The 20,853-nt window shown below is 65.2% G+C and carries 23 protein-coding genes; 7 read left to right on the top strand and 16 right to left on the bottom strand.

All coding sequences use genetic code 11. The features are described 5' to 3' along the window. Position 1: 1 nt before the first annotated feature. The 4 genes from mrdA to V5B60_RS09390 all read right to left on the bottom strand — a co-directional run bounded on the left by mrdA (position 2) and on the right by V5B60_RS09390 (position 4,523). Complete coding sequence (gene mrdA, locus V5B60_RS09405; RefSeq protein ID WP_332346759.1) at positions 2–1,897, bottom strand: penicillin-binding protein 2; 1,896 nt, start codon at positions 1,895–1,897, stop codon at positions 2–4. 81 nt (positions 1,898–1,978) lie between these two features. Beyond that, on the bottom strand, positions 1,979–2,503 hold the full coding sequence (gene mreD / locus V5B60_RS09400) for a rod shape-determining protein MreD (protein ID WP_332346758.1): 525 nt from the start codon (positions 2,501–2,503) through the stop codon (positions 1,979–1,981). Between the two features lie 4 nt (positions 2,504–2,507). Next, positions 2,508–3,431 (bottom strand): rod shape-determining protein MreC, encoded by a 924-nt coding sequence (mreC, locus tag V5B60_RS09395; RefSeq protein ID WP_332346757.1) that lies wholly within the window; start codon positions 3,429–3,431, stop codon positions 2,508–2,510. A 48-nt stretch (positions 3,432–3,479) separates the two neighbouring features. After that, positions 3,480–4,523, bottom strand: a complete 1,044-nt coding sequence (locus V5B60_RS09390) for a rod shape-determining protein (protein ID WP_034937949.1) — start codon at positions 4,521–4,523, stop codon at positions 3,480–3,482. Between the two features lie 103 nt (positions 4,524–4,626). Here V5B60_RS09390 and gatC point away from each other — a divergent pair, with 103 nt between their 5' ends. The 3 genes from gatC (at position 4,627) to gatB (ending at position 7,953) form a co-directional block, all read left to right on the top strand. After that, complete coding sequence (gene gatC, locus V5B60_RS09385; protein ID WP_332350499.1) at positions 4,627–4,923, top strand: Asp-tRNA(Asn)/Glu-tRNA(Gln) amidotransferase subunit GatC; 297 nt, start codon at positions 4,627–4,629, stop codon at positions 4,921–4,923. Continuing rightward, a complete protein-coding gene (gene gatA / locus V5B60_RS09380; RefSeq protein ID WP_332346756.1) occupies positions 4,920–6,389 on the top strand; it encodes an Asp-tRNA(Asn)/Glu-tRNA(Gln) amidotransferase subunit GatA in 1,470 nt (489 codons plus the stop codon). The genes gatC and gatA overlap by 4 nt, the downstream gene beginning before the upstream one ends. A 109-nt stretch (positions 6,390–6,498) precedes the next feature. Beyond that, positions 6,499–7,953 (top strand): Asp-tRNA(Asn)/Glu-tRNA(Gln) amidotransferase subunit GatB, encoded by a 1,455-nt coding sequence (gatB, locus tag V5B60_RS09375; RefSeq protein WP_332346755.1) that lies wholly within the window; start codon positions 6,499–6,501, stop codon positions 7,951–7,953. A gap of 45 nt (positions 7,954–7,998) precedes the next feature. Here the strand turns inward: gatB and V5B60_RS09370 are convergent, their stop codons facing one another. Beyond that, positions 7,999–8,625, bottom strand: a complete 627-nt coding sequence (locus tag V5B60_RS09370) for a hypothetical protein (RefSeq protein ID WP_332346754.1) — start codon at positions 8,623–8,625, stop codon at positions 7,999–8,001. Further along, complete coding sequence (gene pyrE, locus V5B60_RS09365) at positions 8,615–9,262, bottom strand: orotate phosphoribosyltransferase (RefSeq protein WP_332346753.1); 648 nt, start codon at positions 9,260–9,262, stop codon at positions 8,615–8,617. Before pyrE ends, V5B60_RS09370 begins: the two co-directional genes overlap by 11 nt. Positions 9,263–9,304: 42 nt before the next feature. Between pyrE and V5B60_RS09360 the strand changes: the two genes are divergently transcribed. The 4 genes from V5B60_RS09360 (at position 9,305) to V5B60_RS09345 (ending at position 11,247) form a co-directional block, all read left to right on the top strand. Continuing rightward, a complete protein-coding gene (locus tag V5B60_RS09360; RefSeq protein ID WP_332346752.1) occupies positions 9,305–10,105 on the top strand; it encodes an exodeoxyribonuclease III in 801 nt (266 codons plus the stop codon). A gap of 95 nt (positions 10,106–10,200) precedes the next feature. Continuing rightward, complete coding sequence (locus V5B60_RS09355; protein WP_034894649.1) at positions 10,201–10,521, top strand: DUF883 family protein; 321 nt, start codon at positions 10,201–10,203, stop codon at positions 10,519–10,521. Between the two features lie 14 nt (positions 10,522–10,535). Next, positions 10,536–10,946, top strand: a complete 411-nt coding sequence (locus V5B60_RS09350) for a phage holin family protein (RefSeq protein WP_332346751.1) — start codon at positions 10,536–10,538, stop codon at positions 10,944–10,946. Further along, positions 10,927–11,247, top strand: a complete 321-nt coding sequence (locus V5B60_RS09345) for a YqjK family protein (protein WP_332346750.1) — start codon at positions 10,927–10,929, stop codon at positions 11,245–11,247. The genes V5B60_RS09350 and V5B60_RS09345 overlap by 20 nt, the downstream gene beginning before the upstream one ends. A gap of 75 nt (positions 11,248–11,322) precedes the next feature. Here V5B60_RS09345 and V5B60_RS09340 read toward each other — a convergent pair whose 3' ends face one another. The 10 genes from V5B60_RS09340 to gshA all read right to left on the bottom strand — a co-directional run bounded on the left by V5B60_RS09340 (position 11,323) and on the right by gshA (position 20,832). Continuing rightward, positions 11,323–12,054 (bottom strand): uracil-DNA glycosylase family protein, encoded by a 732-nt coding sequence (locus V5B60_RS09340; protein ID WP_332346749.1) that lies wholly within the window; start codon positions 12,052–12,054, stop codon positions 11,323–11,325. Further along, positions 12,021–13,280, bottom strand: a complete 1,260-nt coding sequence (locus V5B60_RS09335) for an AmpG family muropeptide MFS transporter (RefSeq protein ID WP_332350496.1) — start codon at positions 13,278–13,280, stop codon at positions 12,021–12,023. Before V5B60_RS09335 ends, V5B60_RS09340 begins: the two co-directional genes overlap by 34 nt. 2 nt (positions 13,281–13,282) lie before the next feature. Continuing rightward, positions 13,283–13,906, bottom strand: a complete 624-nt coding sequence (gene metW, locus V5B60_RS09330; RefSeq protein ID WP_332346748.1) for a methionine biosynthesis protein MetW — start codon at positions 13,904–13,906, stop codon at positions 13,283–13,285. Beyond that, positions 13,903–15,030 carry a homoserine O-succinyltransferase MetX gene (metX, locus tag V5B60_RS09325; protein ID WP_332346747.1) on the bottom strand — a complete coding sequence of 376 codons (1,128 nt, stop codon included), beginning with the start codon at positions 15,028–15,030 and terminating at the stop codon, positions 13,903–13,905. The genes metW and metX overlap by 4 nt, the downstream gene beginning before the upstream one ends. A 13-nt stretch (positions 15,031–15,043) precedes the next feature. Continuing rightward, positions 15,044–16,786, bottom strand: coding sequence for a phosphoenolpyruvate--protein phosphotransferase (gene ptsP / locus V5B60_RS09320; protein WP_332346746.1), 1,743 nt, complete (start codon positions 16,784–16,786; stop codon positions 15,044–15,046). A gap of 7 nt (positions 16,787–16,793) precedes the next feature. Further along, positions 16,794–17,063 (bottom strand): HPr family phosphocarrier protein, encoded by a 270-nt coding sequence (locus V5B60_RS09315; RefSeq protein WP_332346745.1) that lies wholly within the window; start codon positions 17,061–17,063, stop codon positions 16,794–16,796. Then, complete coding sequence (locus V5B60_RS09310) at positions 17,064–17,477, bottom strand: PTS sugar transporter subunit IIA (RefSeq protein ID WP_332346744.1); 414 nt, start codon at positions 17,475–17,477, stop codon at positions 17,064–17,066. Between the two features lie 75 nt (positions 17,478–17,552). Then, complete coding sequence (locus tag V5B60_RS09305; RefSeq protein WP_332346743.1) at positions 17,553–18,596, bottom strand: FAD:protein FMN transferase; 1,044 nt, start codon at positions 18,594–18,596, stop codon at positions 17,553–17,555. Beyond that, complete coding sequence (gene gshB, locus V5B60_RS09300; protein WP_332346742.1) at positions 18,578–19,531, bottom strand: glutathione synthase; 954 nt, start codon at positions 19,529–19,531, stop codon at positions 18,578–18,580. Before gshB ends, V5B60_RS09305 begins: the two co-directional genes overlap by 19 nt. Beyond that, positions 19,522–20,832, bottom strand: a complete 1,311-nt coding sequence (gene gshA / locus V5B60_RS09295) for a glutamate--cysteine ligase (protein WP_332346741.1) — start codon at positions 20,830–20,832, stop codon at positions 19,522–19,524. Before gshA ends, gshB begins: the two co-directional genes overlap by 10 nt. Positions 20,833–20,853: the final 21 nt, after the last annotated feature.

Raw genomic sequence — 20,853 nt, 5'->3', positions numbered from 1 at the left:
GTCAGTCTCCCTCGACATCGTCTTCCTTCGCAGCCCCCTTCGGCAGCTTGCCGAGCAGGTAGTAATCGAAAACCATGCGCGCGATCGGTGCCGCCGACTGGGCGCCAAAGCCACCGTTCTCGACCAGCACGGCGACGGCGATCTTCGGTTGCTCGGCGGGCGCGTAGGCGATGAACAGGGCATGGTCACGCAGTTCCTGCTTCAGCCGCGAGGCCTTGTACTCGGCACCCCTGAGGCTGAAAACCTGCGCCGTTCCGGTCTTGCCGGCCGAGGTGTAGCCAGCGCCGGCGAAGGCGCGCGCGCTGGTGCCGCCGATATTGACCCCGACCAGCGCCCGCTTGATCACCTCGACGTTCTGCCGCTTCCAGGGCAGGACGCGCAGTGGCTCGGGCTCGATCATCGTCTTCTCGCCTGTGCGGCTGTCGGTGATGTACTTGACCAGATGCGGGCGGTACATGATGCCGTTGTTGGCGATCGTCGCGGTGGCCTGCGCCAGCTGGATCGGCGTATAGGAATTGTAACCCTGGCCGATGCCGATCGAGATCGTTTCGCCGGCAAACCACTTTTGTTGCTCGGGCCGCCGGAAACGGCGCTTCTTCCACTCGGGTGAAGGCAGCACTCCCGGCGACTCACCCTCGATGTCGACGCCGGTGCGCTGCCCGAAACCGAGTTGGCCCATGAAACGGGCGATCGCGTCGATCCCCATGTCATTGGCCAGGACATAGTAGTAGGTATCGCAGGAGACGACGATCGACTTGTGCATGTCGACCATGCCGTGTCCGCCCTTCTTGTCGTCACGGAACTGATGCCCGCCAAAATTGAAGACGCCCGGATCGGAGATGGCCTGCCCGGGCGTCCGCTTGCCGGTCTCCAGCGCCGCCAGCGCCATGAAGGGCTTGAAGGTCGACCCTGGCGGATAGGCACCATTCAGTGCGCGATTGAGCAAGGGCTTGTCGGGTGAGTTGTTGAGCTGATCCCAGTCGTCGCTGCGGATGCCGTCGATGAACAGGTTGGGGTCGAAGGTCGGCACCGACACCAGCGCGAGGATGCCGCCGGTCGCCGGCTCGATCGCCACCAGCGCGCCACGGCGGTCGCCGAAAGCCTTCTCGGCCATCTCCTGCAACTTGATGTCCAGCGTCAGGGTCAGGTTGTTGCCCTGCACCGGAGCGCTGCGCGACAGGCTGCGCACGGCGCGACCGCCGGCGTCGATCTCGACCTGTTCGTAACCGGTCTCGCCGTGCAGCTGGAACTCGTACTTCTGCTCCACCCCCGACTTGCCGATATGGTCGGTTCCCTTGTAATTGTTCGTCTGTTCGTTGTCCTCGATGATCTCGAGGTCGCGCCTGTTGATCCGGCTGATGTAGCCGATGGCATGGGCACCGACCGAACCCTCGGGATAGTGGCGGAAAAGACGCGCCTTGACCTCGACGCCGGGAAAGAGGTAGCGGTTGGCTGCAAAGCGCGCCACTTCCTCCTCGCTCAGCCGCGAGCGGATCGGCAGACTCTCGAAGGTCTTGCTCTCCTCGAGCAGCCGGCGGAAGCGCTTCCGGTCCTTCGGCAGGATTTCGATCAGCTTGCCCAGACCTTCGATGGTGGCGTCGAGGTCGTCGACGCGCGACGGCGTGATCTCGAGGGTGAAGGCCGAGTAGTTGCGCGCCAGCACGGTCCCGTGGCGATCGACGATGACCCCGCGGTTGGGAACGATCGGCACCAGCGAGATGCGGTTGTCCTCGGCGCGGGTGGAGTAGTAATCGTGCTGTACGACCTGCAGGTGGAAGAGACGGGTAGCGAGGACGACGAAAGCGGCAAAGACGGCAAAACCTGCGAGGCTGACGCGAAAACGGAAGCGCTCGAGTTCGCGATCGGGAGCAACGAGCTGCGACTGACGAGCGAGCACGCGTACCCCCTTCAGTGAAGCGGCAGCGCCGGTACTGCGGAGGTTCCCCGTGGAGACCGCAGCAGAACTTCGGGCCGTTGCTCAGAGCGGACGATTGGCATCATGGTCGACGGACTGATGTTGTGGCAACAGGAGAACGAAGGTCAGCACAGGCCAGAGCAGGGTCGCCAGCAGAGGCCCCAGAAGGTAGCCGATGCCCGGGAATTCCCCACCAGCGACGGTGCGTACGGCGACCTGCACCAACGGCACCAGCAGCAACAGTGGAAGGACATGCAGCGCCTGCTGCGCGAGCGGGAACCAGAGGATCCGCCGCGACAGTGAGCCGCCCCCATAGACCGCCAGGACATAGGCCAGTGCATGCTGCCCCAGCAGTCCGGCATCGGCCACGTCCATCGCAATGCCGCAGAGAAAGGCGAGCCCCATCCCGACACGGCGCGGCTCGCGGACGCTCCAGAAGACCAGAACGAGCGCCAGCCAGTCCGGCAGGCCGGGCCAGGGAGCAGTTGGCAGCAGGTTCAACAGCAGCGCCGCAGCCAGACTGCAGGCGATGAACCACGGGCGAACCGGCAGCAGGATGCGGGCGGAAGAACGATAGCTGGTCTGCATGCGCCTACTCCCTCCTGAGTCGCTTCTTGCGTGCCGACGGTGACTTGAGCGCCTTCGCCTCGCGGCCTGGTTGCGCAATTTCCGCGGGCAGGGCAACCGGCGGCCGCTGCTCGAGAACCATCACCTCGCTGAAGTTCTCGACGCCCGCCAGCGGCATGCAGAAGATGCGGGCGAAGGAGTACGAGGTGTCACGCTCGACATGCACTACCCGGGCAACGGGAAAGCCGGGCAGAAAGATGCCGTCGAGACCGGAAGTCACGAGCTCGTCGCCGTTCTGCACGTCGGCGTTGGCCGGCAGGAAACGCAGCTCGAGCTGCCCGTTGCCAAGCCCGAAGACGACCGAGCGCTGACCGGTACGAACGATCTGTACCGGTACCGCCTGCTCCTTGTCGGTGATCAGGGTGACCTCGGCGACGAAGGGGAAGACCCGTGTCACCTGGCCAACGACGCCGGCGTCGTCGATCACCGGCAGGCCGGCGACAACCTGATCCTGTTGCCCCCTGTCGATGACGATGCGTCGTGTGTAGGGATCACGCGCCGTGTACAGGATCTGTGCCACCTGACCCCTGGCATGCTGCCGCTCCTTGACGCCAAGCAGCTTGCGCAGACGTTCGTTTTCGGCTTCCAGCTGCTGCGTGCGCAGCACGGTCGTCGCCTTTTCCATGCGAGCCTGCTGCAGACGGGCATTCTCCTCGCGCAGGTGGGTCAGGCTGACGAAGTAATCGCCGGCGCTGGCGACTGAATGCGCCGGCAGGTGCGCCAGTTGCTGCAGCGGCTGCGTGAACAGCGACAACGCCTGGCGCACGACCTCCAGCGCCTGCAGGCGCGCATCGACGACCAGAAGAGCAACCGAAAGCGCGACGTAGAACGAAAGCAGCGCCAACGGCGCCGGGCCGCGCTTGAAGAAGGGTGGCGGCTGGTTTTCCATCGCTCAGGCCTGGCAACTGGCAGCGCACGGCAGTGCCGCCGCCACGGATCAGTCGGAAGCGAAGATGCTGCCGAGATTGTCCATCTTCTCGAGCGCCAGACCGCAGCCGCGCGCGACGCAGGTCAGTGGCTCCTCGGCGACGATCACCGGCAGACCGGTTTCTTCCATCAGCAGCCGGTCGATGTCGCGCAGCAGCGCGCCACCTCCGGTCAGGACCATGCCCTTCTCGGCAATGTCGGCACCGAGCTCGGGCGGGGTCTTCTCGAGCGCCGACTTGACCGCCGAGACGACGCTGTTCAACGGTTCGGTCAGTGCCTCGAGGATCTCGTTCGAGGAGATGGTGAACTTGCGCGGAATGCCTTCAGCCTTGTTGATTCCCGACACTTCCATCTCGCGCACCTCGGCACCGGGAAACGCCGACCCGATCCGCTTCTTGATGTTCTCGGCGGTGTTCTCGCCGATGAGCATGCCGTAGTTGCGACTGATGTAGTTCATGATCGCCTCGTCGAGCTTGTCGCCGCCGACCCGCACCGAACCCGCATAGACCATGCCACCGAGCGAGATGACGCCGACCTCGGTCGTCCCGCCGCCGATGTCGACGACCATCGATCCGGTCGGCTCGGAGACCGGCAGACCAGCACCGATGGCTGCCGCCATCGGCTCCTCGATGAGGAAGACCTGGCTGGCACCGGCACCGATTGCCGACTCGCGGATCGCCCGCCGTTCGACCTGGGTCGACCCCGACGGCACGCAGATGATGATCCGTGGCGACGGTGACAAAAGGCGCGAGTCATGCACCTTCTTGATGAACTGCTTCAGCATCTGCTCGGTGACCGTGAAGTCGGCGATCACGCCGTCCTTCATCGGCCGGATGACGGTCAGCGCCCCCGGCGCCTTGCCGAGCATTTCCTTGGCCGACTTGCCGACCGCCTGGATGGTCTTCTTCGAGCTTGGACCGCCCTCGGTCCGGATGGCGACGACCGACGGTTCATCGAGAACGATCCCTTTCGAGCGCACGTAGATCAGCGTGTTGGCGGTACCGAGATCGATCGCCAGATCATTCGAGAAGTAACTGCGCAGAAAACTGAACATGCTTGCGAAATCCGTGATGGCCCCAAGCCGGGGCTGCGGTGGGAAAAACTTTTATGATACCTTATATGGCTCGCCCGTTTACCACCTTAGTGATTTCGTAACCATGTCGCTCACCCTCGACCAAGTCCACCGCATTGCCCACCTGGCCCGCATCGAAGTCGACGACACCGAGGCGCGCAGCACCCTTGGCCAGCTCAACGAGATCTTCGGCCTGATCGAGACGATGCAGGCCATCGACACGCAAGGCGTCGAACCGATGGCGCACGCGCAGGACCTGGCGCAGCGCCTGCGGCCCGACGGCGTGACCGAGAGCGATCAGCTGGCCTGGCGATCTGCCTTCCAGGCAATCGCGCCGGAGGCCGACGCAGGACTTTACCTCGTGCCAAGGGTCATCGAATGATCGAACACAGTCTCGCCGACATTGCGCAGGCCCTCGCCAGCCGACGAATCTCGAGCGTCGAGCTGACGACGCTCTACCTCGATCGCATCGCCCGTCACAACCCGCAGCTGAACGCCTTCATCACCGTCGCCCCGGAGCGCAGCCTGGCACAGGCGCGAGCCGCCGACGCGCGGCTGGCGCGAGGCGACACGCAGCCGCTGACCGGGATTCCGATCGCGCACAAGGATATCTTCTGCGCCAAGGACTGGCTGACGACCTGCGGCTCGAAGATGCTGGGCAACTTCGTCAGCCCCTATGATGCAACGGTGATCAGCCGCTTCCAGCAGGCCGGCGCGGTGCTGCTCGGCAAGACCAACATGGACGAGTTCGCCATGGGTTCCTCGACCGAAACCTCGTTCCATGGCCCGACAGCCAATCCCTGGGCACTCGATCGCGTTCCCGGCGGCTCGTCCGGTGGCTCGGCAGCGGCGGTGGCGGCCCGTCTGGCGCCAGCGGCAACCGGCACCGACACCGGCGGATCGATTCGTCAGCCTGCTGCCTTGTGCAACCTTTCCGGGATGAAGCCAACCTATGGCGTCGTCTCACGCTACGGCATGATCGCCTTCGCCTCGTCGCTCGACCAGGCGGGCCCACTCGCCCGTTCCGCAGCCGACTGCGCCTTGCTGCTCAACTGCATGGCCGGCTTCGACGAACTCGACTCGACGAGTCTCGACCGTCCGCGCGAGGATTTCACCCGCGAACTCACGGCTGCCACGGGCAGCAGGCCGCTGGCCGGACTGCGCATCGGCCTGCCGGAGCAGTTCTTTGGCGGCGGCTGCAGCCCGGACGTCATGCAGTTGATCGAAGCCGCCATTGCCGAATACCGCCAGCTCGGCGCCGAGACCGTGCCTGTCAGCCTGCCGAGCATGAGTCTCTCGGTCGCCGCGTACTATGTGATCGCACCGGCAGAGGCGAGCTCGAATCTGGCACGCTTCGACGGCGTCCGCTACGGCTACCGCGCCCCCGCCTACGACGACCTCACCGACATGTACTGCAAGACCCGCGCGCAGGGCTTCGGCGCCGAGGTCAAGCGCCGCATCCTGATCGGCACCTATGTCCTCTCGCACGGCTACTACGACGCGTATTACCTGCAGGCCCAGCGCATCCGCCGGCTGATCGCCGACGACTTTGCCGAGGCTTTCCGACAATGCGACGTCGTCCTCGGGCCGACCAGCCCGAGCACCGCTTTCCGGCTTGGCGAGAAGGCTGCCGATCCGGTGCAGATGTATCTCTCCGACATCTACACCATCGCCGTCAATCTGGCGGGACTGCCGGCGATGTCGATTCCCTGCGGCTTTGCCGGCGGCCTGCCGGCAGGCCTGCAATTGATCGGCAACTACTTCACCGAGGCTCGGCTGCTCGACGTCGCCCACCGCTATCAGCAGGTGACCGACTGGCACCGGCAGTGCCCGGCCGGTCATGCCTGAGAGGCCAAAGCTTCCGGTCGGGCAGGCCGCCGACCCGGCGACCCCGTTCCGCCCCGTCGCGACCATCGCCGCCCGGCGGCTGCGGCCCTTGTAGAGTGAGCAAGCAAAGATGAAACACTGGGAAGTCGTCATCGGCATTGAAACGCATGTCCAGCTGTCGACCGCGTCGAAGATCTTTTCCGGCAGTTCGACCGCCTTCGGTGCTGCCCCCAACCTGCAGGCCAATGCCGTGGATATCGCTCTGCCCGGGGTGCTGCCGGTACTCAACAAGGCGGCCGTCGAATGCGCCATCCGCTTCGGTCTCGCGGTGGGCGGCGAGGTCGCCGCGAAATCGGTCTTTGCGCGCAAGAACTACTTCTATCCAGACCTGCCCAAGGGCTATCAAATCAGCCAGTACGAGCTACCCGTGGTACGCGGCGGCGGTCTGCCAATCCAGTTCGGCGAGAAGGAGAAGCTCATCTCCCTGACGCGGGCCCACCTCGAGGAGGATGCCGGCAAGTCGCTGCACGAAGGACTCGGGCCAACCGCCCAGGGCAGATCGGGAATCGACCTCAACCGCGCTGGCACGCCGCTGCTCGAAATCGTCAGCGAGCCCGACATGCGCTCCGCCGTGGAAGCTGTCGCCTATGCCCGGGCGCTGCACGCCCTGGTTCGCTGGATCGGTATCTGCGACGGCAACATGCAGGAAGGCTCGTTCCGCTGCGATGCCAACGTTTCGGTCAGGCCGGCCGGCGAAGTGCGTCTGGGTACCCGGCGCGAGATCAAGAACCTCAATTCCTTCCGCTTCCTGCAACAGGCGATCGACTACGAGGTGCAGTGGCAGATCGCCACCATCGAGGACGGCGGCATCATCGAGCAGTCGACGGTGCTGTTCGACCCCGCTGGCGGCGAGACGCGGGCCATGCGTTCGAAGGAGGACGCGCACGATTACCGCTATTTTCCCGACCCGGACCTGCTGCCCCTGATCATCGACCCGCAATGGGTCGAGCAGGTACGCGCCGAACTGCCCGAACTGCCGGCCGCCAAGCGCGAGCGGCTGATCGCCGACTGCGGGCTGTCCGCTTACGACGCGCGCGTGCTGACCGCTTCACTCGATCTGGCGAACTACTACGAAGCGACGGTGGTCGCGGCGGGCAGGGAAAACGCCAAGATCTGCGCCAACTGGGTCATGGTCGACCTGGCGGCACGACTGAACCGGGAAGACCGAGAGATTGGCCAATCACCGGTCTCGGCGACGCAACTCGGCCGACTGATTGCCCGCATCGCCGACGGCACGATCTCGACCAGCATGGCCCGCAAGGTCTTCGATGAACTCTGCAACAGCGGGCACACCAGCTCTGCCGACGAGATCATCGCCCGCGAAGGGTTGCAGCAGATCAGTGACGACAGCGCCCTGACGGCGCTGATCGACGACTTGCTGGCTGCCAATCCGGGAATGGTTGCCGAGTTCAGGTCGGGCAAGGAAAAGGCGTTCAACGCCCTGGTTGGCCAGGTGATGAAGGCAACGCGTGGGCAGGCCAACCCGCAACGGGTCAGCGAACTGTTGCGTCACAGGCTCGGCTGACCCGGCAGCCGGCAGCCGCCTCGCGGAGCGATTGTCGCGGGACCGTCACGGCCGTCCCGAAGGCGGCCGCTTCGACAGCTCGACGAAGCGCCGCAGATCGTCGTCGTACTTCAGACGGATCGCTTCGCGATCCTTCTTCTTCGATTCGATCACCGACTCCTGCGCCCTGATCTCCTGGTCTGCATCGCGCAATCCCTTGGCCACGTCGACCGGCAACTGCCGGTTCTTGTAGAACTCGGCCTCGTCCTCGAAGCGCTTGCGCTGACGCCGTATCTCGGCAATCCGCTCCTCGGCCGCCTTGATCGCGGCGGCGACGTCCCTTTCGGCGCGCGCCCGCATGAGCTCGATGTCCTTCTCGCTGCCGTAGGTGTTGAGCAAGGCCTGGTCCTTGCGTCTTTGCTCATTGAGAAGCCGCTCCTGTTCGCGGCGGCGCTGCTCCTCGGCCGCCCTCTGGACACGCTGCTCGGGCGTCAGTGGCGCCTCGACCGTGCGCACCGGCCGGCCGGAGACGCCGATCTCGCGGTACGCGCGGCCAACGCAAACCGACGGCAGGATATCGCCACACACCTGCTTGCCCGATTCATCGTGACAACAGAAGATCGTCACGCCGGCCAGTACCGGTTGGCCAACGGCCAGCGCCGCCAGCAAGAGGAGACTGCTTCTAGGCAGCACGCGCAATGCCATACTGGCGCCGATAGGCAGCGACCGCCGCTTCGTTCTGTTGCAGTTGCGGACTGTTGCGGAGGAAACCCATCAGGTCATCGAGCGTCGCGACGGCGACCACCGGCATTCCGTAATCGCGCTCGACCTCCTGCACGGCGGACAACTCGCTCTGGCCCCGCTCCATCCGGTCAAGTGCGATGACGACACCGCACGGCGAAGCACCCGCGGCGCGGATCAGTTCGACCGACTCGCGAATCGAGGTGCCGGCGGTGATCACATCGTCGATGATCAGGACGCGACCGACGAGGGGCGCGCCGACGATGCTGCCGCCCTCGCCATGATCCTTGACCTCCTTGCGATTGAAGGAGAATGGCAGGTTGCGCCCACCCCGCGCCAGCGCCACCGCAGTCACCGCGACCAGCGGAATACCCTTGTAGGCCGGGCCGAACAGGCCGTCGGCAACGATCGCGCTGGCAATGATCGCCTTGGCGTAGAATTCGCCCAATTGGTCGAGGGCAGCGCCATCGTTGAACAGGCCGGCATTGAAAAAGTAGGGCGACAGCCGGCCCCCTTTGGTCCTGAACTCGCCGAAGCCGAGCACATTCTGCGCCACCGCGAATTCCATGAACTGCTGTCGGAAATCCATTTGCGTTGCTTCACTGAAAGCCGGTCCCGGCGCCGGACAGCTATGTTACGCATCATTACGCTGAACCTCAACGGCATTCGATCGGCCTGGCGGCGGGGTCTCCTGCCCTGGCTCGAGCGGCAGGACGCCGATGTCGTCTGCGTCCAGGAACTGCGAGCGGACGCGGCGGACCTCGACGAGCAGATGCGGTCACCCGCTGACCTGCATGCTTTCTACCGCCATGCGGGGAGGAAGGGTTACAGCGGCGTCGGCCTGTGGTGCCGGAGGAAACCCGACCGGGTGGTCGATCACCTCGGCAGTACCGAGTTCGATGCGGAAGGCCGCTACCTGCGCGCCGATTTTGGCCGGCTATCGGTGGTATGCCTCTACCAGCCATCCGGGTCGAGCTCGGCTGAACGGCAGCAAGCCAAGTACCGATTCATGGCGCTGATCGGTCCACATCTGAAAGGCCTCGCCGGCAGCGACCGCGAGATCATCGTCTGCGGCGACTGGAACATCGCACACCAGGAAATCGATCTCAGGAACTGGCGCAGCAACCGTGGCAACTCGGGCTTTCTCCCCGAGGAGCGAGCCTGGGTCAGCGGCCTCCTGAACGAGGACGGTTGGTGCGACGTCTACCGACGACTGCACCCGCAGGCCACTGGCGACTCATACACCTGGTGGTCGAATCGCGGACAGGCGTGGGCAAGAAACGTTGGCTGGCGACTGGACTACCAACTGGCAACGGCAAACATCGCCGCGACCGCGCGACGCGCCGCGATCTACAAGGAGGAACGCTTCAGCGATCATGCTCCGCTGACCATCGATTACGACTACACGCTGGCAACTGCCGACAATGATTGATCTTCGCCAGCGTTTTCTATAATGTGAAGGTCTCGTCGAGAGGTCCCGTAGCAGTTGTGTCCTTCCTGTCACCACCTTCCACTGTGAGGCCCGCAATGTCCGAAGTCACCGATCTTTCCACCGCCAACAAACAGAAACTCGTCTCCGACATGAAGGTCGTGGTCGCAGACGCAGAGGAGATCCTGCGCGCCACCGCCGGCGTTGCGGGCGACAAGATGGGCGATCTGCGCGAGCGCTTCGGCGAACGGCTGCGCGACGCCCGCATCCGCTTGGCCGACGCCGAAGCTGCCCTGGTCGACCGTACCAAGGCGGCCGCACGCGCCACCGACGACTACGTCCATGAGAACCCCTGGCGCGCGGTCGGCCTGGCTGCAGCCGTCGGCCTGCTGCTCGGCGTGATCATCGGCCGTCGCTGACCAGCGCGGACGCGATGAGCGACCGCTCCAGCGGTGTCAGCGGCGGCATCCTGGCGGCGACGAAGAACGGCGCCGCGACACTGCTGGCAACTGGCCGCACGCGCCTCGAACTGCTTGCCAACGAGTTCGCCGAGGAGAAGCTGCGCGCCCTCCGTCTGCTGTTGCTGGCGCAAATGGCCAGCTTCTGCCTGATCGTCGGCACCATTCTCGTGCTCGCCGTGTTGACCGTTCTCTTCTGGGAGCAAAGGCTGCTGCTGCTGAGTATCCTCAGCGCCGGCTTCCTGCTCGCCGGTGGCGTGGCACTGATGGCACTGCGCCGCGGCGCGCTTGCTCGCCGGCACCTGTTCACTACCAGCATCGCTGAGCTCGAACACGACATCCGTCTGCTGCAGGGCACTGCGCGCGGTGAAACAAGAGCAGATTGACCTCGCTGTCGAGCGTGGCCGGTTGCTTGAGCGCATCAGCAGCCAGCGCCAGTTGCTCACACAGCAGTTGCAGCCACTGGGCGAGGCGATGGGGACGGCCGACCGCGTCGTCGCCGGCGCACGCCAGTGCGGCGCCTACCTCAAGGGGCATCCGGAGTTGGTCGCGACGGGCGTCGCCGTGCTCGTCATCCTGCGGCCGAGCCGCGTCTGGCGGTGGAGCAGCCGCGCCTTCCTTGCCTGGCGTACGTGGCGTATGCTGCGCCGAGAGCTGTCGGACCTGGGCCTCGTCGACCGCAAGTGAGCGGCGCGGCACCAGCCTCGACACACCCCCGGCAAGTTGCCGCGACAGCCAGAGCGAAGGGCGAATCGCGCAGAGTCAGCTCCACGCTCCGAGTGCCTGCATCTGCCGCGTCGCCGCTGTCGCCCAGCCACGATTGGCGGCCGGACTCGCGGGGCTCGGATGCAATATGCGACCGCTTCGCAGCGGCACCCCGGCCAGAGCCGCGGCTGCCCGCTGCTCGGCGAAGGCGCCGATACCGATCACCCAGGCAGGCTGCAGGACCGAGACCAGCCGCCGGAGGTGATCGTCACAGGCAGCATGCAGCGGCGCGGTCTCAGCTGCCGGCAGCTTGTCGGGCGTCAGATTGCGGCCACGATCGAAAAAGGCGAGTGGGCAGTAGTTGGCGACGAAATGCTCGGCGAAGAAAGCCTCCGGGCTACCGAAGCGCTCGCGGAACAAGCCCCACAACCTTCGCCCGCTGACCTCCGAACGGGCACAGGCGAAGCCTTCGATCGGTCGCCACGGGTTCTCCCGCACGGGTTTCGCGACAGGCACGCTGATGCCTAGCCAGTCCCGAACCGCCGCCACCTCGCCGAAAGGAACGCCAGTCTGCACCATCCCGAAGGGGCCCGGGTTCATGCCGAGGAAGAGAATCCTGCGGGCGCTTGCGGCATAGCGGCGCAGGTAACACTCGTAGCCGGCCCAGGCATAGCCCAGCGGGTCGTAGACGTGGCTGACCGGCGGCCTGAAGCTGAGCCGCGACAGCCGCAGGGACAACTCCCGCGCGGCTGCGATCAGGGCCGCGGCGACGGCGGCGTCTCGTTCCACGGCGCGACCTTGAGCAGCAGGGCCATGCCTGGCGCGGCAAGCACGAAGCAGATGATGAAGAAGCTGAACCACCCCACTGCCTCGACCAGTGCCCCGGCACCGGCATTGATGAAGGTGCGCGGCACCGCGGCCAGACTGGTGAACAGCGCGAACTGGGTGGCGGTGAAGGCCGGGTTGGTGGCACGCGCGATGAAAGCGGTGAAGGCTGCGGTACCGAGCCCGACGCCGAGGTACTCGGCAGCGATGACGCCCGCCAGCGCCGCCCGGTCGACGCCGTCGATGCTCGTCTGAACGCCACGCCAGGCGAGCCAGGCGAAGCCCAGAATGGTGACCCATTGCACCACGCCAAACAGCCAGAGGGCGCGGTTGATGCCCAGTCGCACCATCCACAGTCCGCCGAGCAGGCCGCCAAAGACTGCCGGCCAGAGGCCGGCATGTTTGGCGATGACGCCGATGTCGGTCTTGCTGTATCCCAGATCAAGGTAGAAGGGCGTCGACAGCGCCGTCGCCAGCGAATCGCCGAGTTTGTAGAGGAAGATGAAGCCAAGCACCAGCAGCGCACCCGACCAGCCCTTGCGGCCGATGAACTCGTGGAAGGGTTCGACCACCGCCTGGCGCAGGGTCTTCGGCGCGCCGGAGACCGCCGGTTCGGCAACCAGCAGTGCCATGATCATTCCCGGCAACATGAAGGCGGCAGTGATCCAGAAGACCTGCGCCCAGGGCAGCAGGTCGGCAAGAATGAGTGACAGGGACCCCGGCACCAGACCGGCGACCCGATAGGCGTTGACATGCACCGAGTTGCCAAGACCGAGTTCCTCGTCACTCAGAATCTCGCGGCGAAACGCATCGAGGGCGATGTCCTGGGTTGCCGACAGGAAGGCCAGCGCCACCGACAGCCAGACGATCGCGGTCAGCTCAGCCGCCGGGGACAACCCGCCAAGCAGCCCGATCGACAACAGGAGGCCGATCTGCGACAGCAGCATCCAGCCGCGGCGGCGGCCGAGTGGCAGACGGTAGCGGTCGAGCAGCGGCGCCCAGACGAACTTCCAGGTGTACGGAAACTGAATCAGCGCAAACAGGCCGATGGTCTTCAGGTCGACGCTCTCGCTGCGCAACCATGCCGGCAGCAGGTTGAGGAGCAGGTAGAGCGGCATCCCGGAACTGAAGCCAGTCAGCACACAGATCAGCATCCGCCTCGTCAACAGCAGGCGCAGCCAACCAGGCATCATCAAGCGCCGCGTCCGAGACGATAGAAAGCCAGGCTGCCGTTGAGGTTGGGATCGTCGCTGACCTCGCGACCTGCTTCATCGAAGGCCAGCCGCTCGCGAATCTGGATACCCAGCCGAGCACACAGATCCTCGAAATCGGCGATGGTGAAGAAGCGTACGTTCGGTGTATCGAACCAGTCGTATGGCAAGTCCTCGGAAACAGGCATGCGCCCGGCAGCGATCGCCGCGCGATTGCTTCGGTAGGCGAAGTTGGGGAAGCTGACCACCGCTTCGTCGGCGACACGCAGCATCTCGTTGAGGGTGCCTTCCGTGGCAAGCATCGTCTGCAGCGCCTGCGAGATGATGACGTGATCGAAGGACCTGTCCTCGAAACCGGACAGCCCGCACTCGATGTCCATCTGGATGACGTCGACGCCGTTGCGGATGCAACCGAGCACGCTGTCGCCATCGATCTCGACCCCGTAACCGCTGACGTCGCGCGTCTCGCTGAGGTAGCGCAACAGCCTGCCGTCACCACAACCGAGATCGAGCACACGCTCGCCCGGCGGAATCCAGCCGGCAATGACGGCAAAGTCGAACCGCTCCCGCTGTTCCGCCTTGACCCTTCTCTCGTGCTCGGTCATACGCTGATGTTCTCCAGGTAGGCGCGCAGCAGGGAATGATAATGCGGATCGTCGAGCAGGAACGAGTCGTGTCCGGCGTCGCATTCAATCTCGGCATACGCCACACGCAATCGATTGTGCAGCAGGGCGAAGACGATCTCCCGCGAACGCGCCGGCGCGAAGCGCCAATCGGTCGAAAAACTGGCCACGAAAAAGCTGGCTTGCGCGCGCGCCAAGGCAGCCGCCAGATTCCCGTCGTACTCATAAGCGGGGTCGAAATAATCGAGCGCCTTGGTCATCATCAGGTAGGTGTTGGCGTCGAAGAAGCGTGCGAACTTGTCGCCCTGGTAACGCAGGTAGGACTCGATCTCGAAGTCGACGTCGTAGCTGAAGTTGTGCGCTCCATGCCGCAACTGGCGCCCGAATTTCTCGCCCATCTGGCTGTCCGAGAGATAGGTGATGTGGCCCACCATGCGCGCCAGGCGCAGTCCACGCGTCGGAATGACGCCGTTCTCGGCGTAGTGGCCGGCGTGAAAGTCGGGGTCGGAGACGATTGCCTGCCGCGCCACCTCGTTGAAAGCGATGTTTTGTGCCGACAGCTTCGGCGCCGAGGCGATCACCAGAGCATGCCGGATGCGTTGCGGAAGCTGCATCGACCACGCCAGTGCCTGCATCCCTCCCAGGCTGCCGCCGACGACGGCGGCCCAGGTTGCAATGCCCAGGTGGTCGGCAAGGCGTGCCTGTGCCGCAACCCAGTCCTCGACCGTCACCATCGGAAAGTCGGCGCCGTAACGCCGGCCCGTTGCGGGATTGACCGACAGCGGTCCGGTGGAGCCGTAGCAACCGCCGAGATTGTTGACGCCAACGACGAAGAATTTCCGTGTGTCGAGCGGCTTCCCCGGACCGACCAGATTGTCCCACCAGCCGACGTTTTCCGGATCGTCGGCATAGTGGCCGGCGATGTGGTGACTGCCGGAAAGCGCATGGCAGACCAGGACCGCGTTCGACTGCTCGGCGTTGAGCGTGCCATAGGTCTCGAAGACGAGCTCGAAGCCGGGCAGTTCGGCACCGCTCTTGAGCAGCAAGGGCGAGGCGAAGCGTACTCGTTGCGCGGCGACGACGCCGACGGAATTCTCTGATGACATCACTGTTCGATCGCTACCCGTTGAGCTTCGCCAGCTGTTCCCGGATCTTGGCCGGCTCCTCATGACGCAGCAGGCGGCGGACGATCGGTGCCAGCTCGGCGCAGTTGCTCTGCATGATCGTCTGCTTGACTGCGACAATCTGCGCCGGATGCATCGAGAACTGCCGCAGCCCCATGCCCAGCAGCAGGCGTGTCAGCGACGGGTCACCCGCCAGCTCACCACAGATCGAAACCGGGACGTTGACCTTCTCCGCGCTGGCGATGGTGTGCGCGAGCAGCATCAGCACGGCCGGATGCAGCGGATCGTAAAGCGGCGCGACCTGTTCGTCACTGCGATCGATGGCCAGCGTGTATTGGATCAGGTCGTTGGTACCGATCGACAGGAAGTGCATGCGGCGCAGAAACAGACCAACGGCCAGAGCTGCGGCCGGAATCTCGATCATCGCGCCGACCTCGATCGCCTCGTCAAAAGCGGCCGCTTCGCCGCGCAGGCTCGCCTTCGCGCGCTCGATCGCCGCCAGCGTCTGGTCGATCTCGTGTGCCTGTGAGAGCATCGGAATCAACAGCCTGATCTTGCCATACCGCGACGCGCGCAGGATGGCGCGCAACTGTGTCTGGAACATCTTTGGCTCGGCCAGCGACAGGCGGATCGCGCGCAGTCCGAGCGCCGGGTTGCTCTGCATGCGTTCGCCGAAAACCTTCTCCGGATGCAGGTCCTTGTCGTAACCCAGATCGAAGGTACGAATGGTCACCGGCCGTCCACCCATCCCCTTGACGACCGCGCTGTAGGCCTCGAACTGCTCTTCCTCCGTCGGCATGTCGCCCCGGTCGAGGAAGAGGAATTCGGTGCGGAACAGGCCGATGCCCTCGGCGCCACCATCGAGTGCGTTCGCCACGTCGCCGGGCAGCTCGATGTTGGCGTGCAGACCGATGTCGACCCCGTCGAGCGTCACCGAGCGCGCCGTCTTCAGACGCCGGAGCTTCGAGCGCTCGAGCTCGATCTGCGTCTTGCGCAGCCGGTATTCGTCGAGTATGCGCGGATCGGGATTGACGATCAGCACGCCACGCGTGCCGTCCACGATCAAGACTTCCTTGTCGCGGATCAGCTGCCTGGCGTTGTGCAGACCGAGAACTGCGGGGATGCGCAGGCTGCGGGCAAGAATCGCTGTGTGCGAGGTCGAGCCGCCGACGTCGGTGACGAAGGCGGCAAAGTGATGTTCCTTGTAGGCGATGACGTCGGCCGGCGAGAGATCATGCGCGACGACGATCAGGTTCTCCTCCTTCAATCCCTTGCTCGACTTCAGCGCCATGCGACCAGGTTGACCGACGAGTTCCTTGATCACCCTTTCGACCACCTGGCGGACGTCGTAGCTGCGCTCGCGCAGGTACTGATCGTCGAACTTCTCGAACTGGTCGACAAGCACCTCCATCTGCTGCACCAGCGCCCACTCGGCGTTGCAGCGACGCTCGCGGATCAGATCCTTCGGGACCTCGGCCAGTTCGGGGTCGGACAGGATCATCGAGTGCAGGTCGATGAAGGCGCCGAACTCCGCCGAGCTGTGCTGCGTGCGGCCCTTGAGCGCCGCGAACTCATCGCGCACGCGCGCCAGCGCCGCTTCGAAGCGGGCAACCTCCTTGTCCACCATGCGTGGCGAGATCACCAGATGCGACACCTCGAGCGTCGCGTGCGACATGAGGTGCGCCTGGCCGATCGCGATACCGGCCGAAACCGGCAGACCATGCAGGGTAAAACTCATGCCAGGTTCACTCCGCCTCTCCGAAGCGGCTGGCGATCAGTTCGAGAATCGCCTCATTCGCCGCCTGTTCATCCGCACCATCGGTCTCGACGACCACCGTGGAGCCCTTGCCAGCCGCCAGCATCATCACGCCCATGATGCTTTTGGCGTTGATCCGGCGACTCCCCTTTTCCATCCAGACCTCGCTGGCAAACCCGCCCGCAAGCTGCGTCAGCTTGGCTGAAGCGCGCGCGTGCAACCCGAGCTTGTTGCGGATTTCGGCTTCGGCACGTACCATTCAATCCTCCCCCTCGCCACTGCCCAGCGCCGGCGGCAACCTGACCACGCCGTCACGGGCACCGCTGATCGCCTTCTGGACCATGGTGTCCATCCCGCGCTCGCGATAGGTCAGTGCCCGCAGCAACATCGGCAGGCTGACCCCGGAGACCCCTTCCACACGACCCGGCGCGAGCAGCTTGAGGGCCAAGTTGCCGGGCGTGGCGCCGAAGACATCGGTCATCACCAGAACGCCCTCGCCGCCGTCGACCTCCTGCAGCAACAGGCGCGCGAGTGGCAGGATGTCGAGCGGGTCGTCCTGCGCCGCAACACCGAGCTGCGCGATCAGCGGCGGCCGCTTGTTGAGCACGTGACAGACGTTCTGGATGAGGCTCTCGCCGAGGGTCCCGTGCGTCACCAGAAATATACCGATCATTGCAGCATCCTTTGCGACAGGTCGCCATTCTAAGCCATTCCGCCGCGCTCTCGACGGCGATCGCAGCGAGGTGCCTCAGGGCACGACTTCGAGCGCCCGCGGCCGCCCACCGACGAACTCCAGGCGACCCAGCATTGCCTCGCTGAGCTGCCAGCGCCCGTCGCCATCGACACGCAGGACATGCGCCACCTGCAACCGACGGGCGAGGGCCGGCCAGTCGCTGCCGGCGATGAACAAGGGCTTCGAAGCAGCGTCCGACAGCGCTCCAGCCGCCGAGCGTGCCGTGATCAACACCGTCAGGGACTGCGTACCGGACGCCGGCCGGCCGCTGCGCGGATCGAGGAGATGCGCGTAACGGCTGCCCGCGACCTCGAAGTAGCGCTGGTAATCGCCCGAGGTGCCGACCGCCTCGCCATCGTCGAGTTCGATCGTCGCCATCGGCCCGGGCTGCCGCGGGTGCTGGATTCCCACCCGCCAGCGCTGGCCATTGCGGCTACCGAGCACCATGACGTTGCCGCCGATGTTCACCAGCGCGTTGCCAACCCCCTGCGCCCGCAGGATGCTCGTCGCGCGGTCGAGCGCAACGCCCTTGAGATAACCGCCGAAATCGATCGCCAGTTGGCGCTGTCGGCTGCTCGCCTGCAGCCCGGTCAGGCGCAGATCGGCAATGCCCGGCTGCGCGCTGCGCCAGGCAGCCAGCGCCGCCTCATCCGGCAGTCCACTCGGTAGTTCGTCGGAGTGAAACCCCCAGAGTTCGATCAGACGACCGATGCCGGGGTCGAACAGCCCCTCGCCAAGCCGCGCCAGACGTTGTGCGTCGACCAGCAGTTCTGCCATTTCCTCGCTCACCGTCTGGACTTTGCCAGCCGCCAGCGCGGCGTTGAGCGCACTCAGCTCGGATGGTCTCCAGGCGTGGTAGGTGCGATGCAGGCGATCGAACTCCCGCAGCACCGCGGCCGCTGCCGGCCGCGCCCGTCCTTCGGGCAGACCGGCGATCAGCACTTCGACGCGGGTACCGAAGACGAAGGATTCCTGCTGGTACACCGCCGGCACCCTGCTGCAGGCGGCAACGAGAACCCAGAGCAGAACGCCGGCGAAGCCTAGGCAGCGGCCACGCACCGGCGCTCCAGCGCGGCGACGAACAGGGCAGCGGCGTCGAAACCCGTCTGCTCGGCGATCTCCACCATGCACGTCGGGCTGGTGACGTTGATCTCGGTCAACCAGTCGCCGATGACGTCGAGACCGACCAGCAGCAGACCCCGAGCGGCGAGTACCGGCGCCAGTGTGCCAGCGATCTCGCGGTCACGCGGACTCAATGGCCGCGCCACGCCCTTGCCGCCGGCAGCCAGGTTGCCACGGGTCTCTCCGGCCTTCGGGATGCGCGCCAGGCAGTAGGGAACCACCTCGCCGGCGACAAGCAGGATGCGCTTGTCGCCGTCGGCGATCTCGGGAATGTAGCGCTGCGCCATGATCGTGCGCGCACCAGTGTGCGTCAGCGCCTCGACGATCACGTTGCGGTTGGGGTCGTCGTGGCGCACGTGGAAGACCTCGCTACCGCCCATGCCCCCGAGCGGCTTCAGGATCACGTCGCGCTCGGTATCGATGAAGGAGTGGATGATGCCACTGTCCCGGGCGACCGTCGTCGGTACCGCGAAGTGGGCGAACTCGGTGATCGACAGCTTTTCCGGGTGATCGCGCAGGGCACGTGGCCGGTTGAAGATGCGCGCGCCCTCGGCTTCAGCCCGCTCGAGCAACCAGGTGGTGGTGACGTACTCGATGTCGAAGGGCGGATCCTTGCGCATCAGCACGGCGCGAAAATCACGCAGGGCGACGACGTGCCGATCGACCTCGACGAACCAGTCGCTGTCGTCGGCGAGCATTTCGAGGTGCACCGCTTCGGCACACACGCCGTGCAGCGGCGACCAGTGGATCGCCTCCTGCTGGATCGTCCACACGGCGTGTCCCGCCGCCTGGGCGGCACGCATGATGGCGATGCTCGTGTCCTTGTAGGCCCGCAGCGACTGCAGGCGATCGACGATGAATGCTAGGCGCACGGTAGCGGCTCCTTGACGGGGGCAGTACGTTCGAGTTCGACTGAGGCAGCCAGCTGTGCCAGGCGGGCGACGACGCCATAGGCATAGAAACGGTTCGGCGCCGCATCCGGGTTCTGGCAATGATCGGGCAAGGAGCAACTGGTCGCGAAGGCGAGAGGCTGGAAATGCATTCCCGGCGCATTCAGGTTCTCGTCCGGGCCCCGCCCGCTGTGCACCCGGTAGAAGCCGCCGACGACGAAGCGATCGATCATGTAGACCACCGGCTCCGCGACTCCCTCCTCGCTGCCGCTGCCGACCCGTTCGAAGCTGTGTACGCCTTCCTGGATGATCACCTGGGATACCGCCAAACCCTCCTTGATCACCGACATCTTGTTGCGCTGCCGGCGGCTGAGGCCCGTCACCTGCGCCGCATCCTTGACCGTCATCACCCCCATGCCATAGGTTCCGGCGTCGGCCTTGACCACCACGTAGGGCGTTTCCGCGATCTCGTACTGGCGGTACTTCTCGCGAATCAGTTCGAGCACCGCGTCGACATTCGCAGCAAGACACTCTTCCCCCTGCCGCTGATGAAAGTTGACACTGCTGCAGACCGAAAAGTAGGGATTGATCCGCCACACGTCGATGCCCGTCAGCCGCGCGAAGTCGCTCGCCACCGTGTCGTAGGCGGCAAAGTGGTTCGACTTCCGCCGCAGCGCCCAACCGGCGTGCAGCGGCGGCAGGACGAACTGCTCGTCGAGGTCGCGCAGCACCTCCGGAATCCCCGCCGAAAGGTCGTTGTTGAGCAGAATGGCGCAGGGCTCGAAGCCGCCCAACCCAAGCCGCGACCCGTTGCGCTGCAGCGGCTCGAGGAGGAGCGTCGTGCCATCGGCAAGTTCCACCGGCGTCGGCCGCTCGATCCCGGGCAGCAAAGATCCAAGGCGAACCTCGAGTCCGGTCAGGCGCAGGAACTTCGCGATCTGGGCGACATTCTGCAAGTAGAAGAGGTTGCGCGTGTGGTTTTCCGGGATCAGCAGCAGGCGCTTGGCGTCCGGGCAGATGCGGTCCACCGCCGTCATTGCTGCCTGGACGCAGAGCGGCAGAAAGGTCGCGTCGAGGTTGTTGAAGCCGCCGGGAAACAGGTTCATGTCGACCGGCGCCAGTTTGAAACCTGCATTGCGCAGGTCGACCGAGCCATAGAACGGCGGCGTGTGTTCCTGCCATTGGGCGCGGAACCAGCGCTCGATCTCGGGCATCAGGTCGAGGAAACGCCTTTCGATCTCGAGCAGCGGACCATCCAGTGCGGTTTTCAGATGTGGGACCATGGGCTCCAGTTGTCCTCGCCG

It is taken from the genome of Accumulibacter sp. (assembly GCF_036625195.1).
GTDB lineage: Bacteria > Pseudomonadota > Gammaproteobacteria > Burkholderiales > Rhodocyclaceae > Accumulibacter.
Note: the sequence above shows the minus strand (reverse complement) of the source record. Positions and strands in the feature narration are given on the sequence as shown.

Coding starts and splice junctions, on each gene's coding strand:
- V5B60_RS09315 (WP_332346745.1), bottom strand. CDS start 17,063: ATGGTACGTGCCGAAGCCGAAATCCGCAACAAGCTCGGGTTGCACGCG.
- gatB (WP_332346755.1), top strand. CDS start 6,499: ATGAAACACTGGGAAGTCGTCATCGGCATTGAAACGCATGTCCAGCTG.
- V5B60_RS09360 (WP_332346752.1), top strand. CDS start 9,305: ATGTTACGCATCATTACGCTGAACCTCAACGGCATTCGATCGGCCTGG.
- V5B60_RS09335 (WP_332350496.1), bottom strand. CDS start 13,280: ATGCCTGGTTGGCTGCGCCTGCTGTTGACGAGGCGGATGCTGATCTGT.
- gatA (WP_332346756.1), top strand. CDS start 4,920: ATGATCGAACACAGTCTCGCCGACATTGCGCAGGCCCTCGCCAGCCGA.
- mreC (WP_332346757.1), bottom strand. CDS start 3,431: ATGGAAAACCAGCCGCCACCCTTCTTCAAGCGCGGCCCGGCGCCGTTG.
- ptsP (WP_332346746.1), bottom strand. CDS start 16,786: ATGAGTTTTACCCTGCATGGTCTGCCGGTTTCGGCCGGTATCGCGATC.
- gatC (WP_332350499.1), top strand. CDS start 4,627: ATGTCGCTCACCCTCGACCAAGTCCACCGCATTGCCCACCTGGCCCGC.
- V5B60_RS09390 (WP_034937949.1), bottom strand. CDS start 4,523: ATGTTCAGTTTTCTGCGCAGTTACTTCTCGAATGATCTGGCGATCGAT.
- metW (WP_332346748.1), bottom strand. CDS start 13,906: ATGACCGAGCACGAGAGAAGGGTCAAGGCGGAACAGCGGGAGCGGTTC.
- mreD (WP_332346758.1), bottom strand. CDS start 2,503: ATGCAGACCAGCTATCGTTCTTCCGCCCGCATCCTGCTGCCGGTTCGC.
- V5B60_RS09310 (WP_332346744.1), bottom strand. CDS start 17,477: ATGATCGGTATATTTCTGGTGACGCACGGGACCCTCGGCGAGAGCCTC.
- metX (WP_332346747.1), bottom strand. CDS start 15,030: ATGTCATCAGAGAATTCCGTCGGCGTCGTCGCCGCGCAACGAGTACGC.
- gshA (WP_332346741.1), bottom strand. CDS start 20,832: ATGGTCCCACATCTGAAAACCGCACTGGATGGTCCGCTGCTCGAGATC.
- V5B60_RS09350 (WP_332346751.1), top strand. CDS start 10,536: ATGAGCGACCGCTCCAGCGGTGTCAGCGGCGGCATCCTGGCGGCGACG.
- V5B60_RS09355 (WP_034894649.1), top strand. CDS start 10,201: ATGTCCGAAGTCACCGATCTTTCCACCGCCAACAAACAGAAACTCGTC.
- pyrE (WP_332346753.1), bottom strand. CDS start 9,262: ATGGATTTCCGACAGCAGTTCATGGAATTCGCGGTGGCGCAGAATGTG.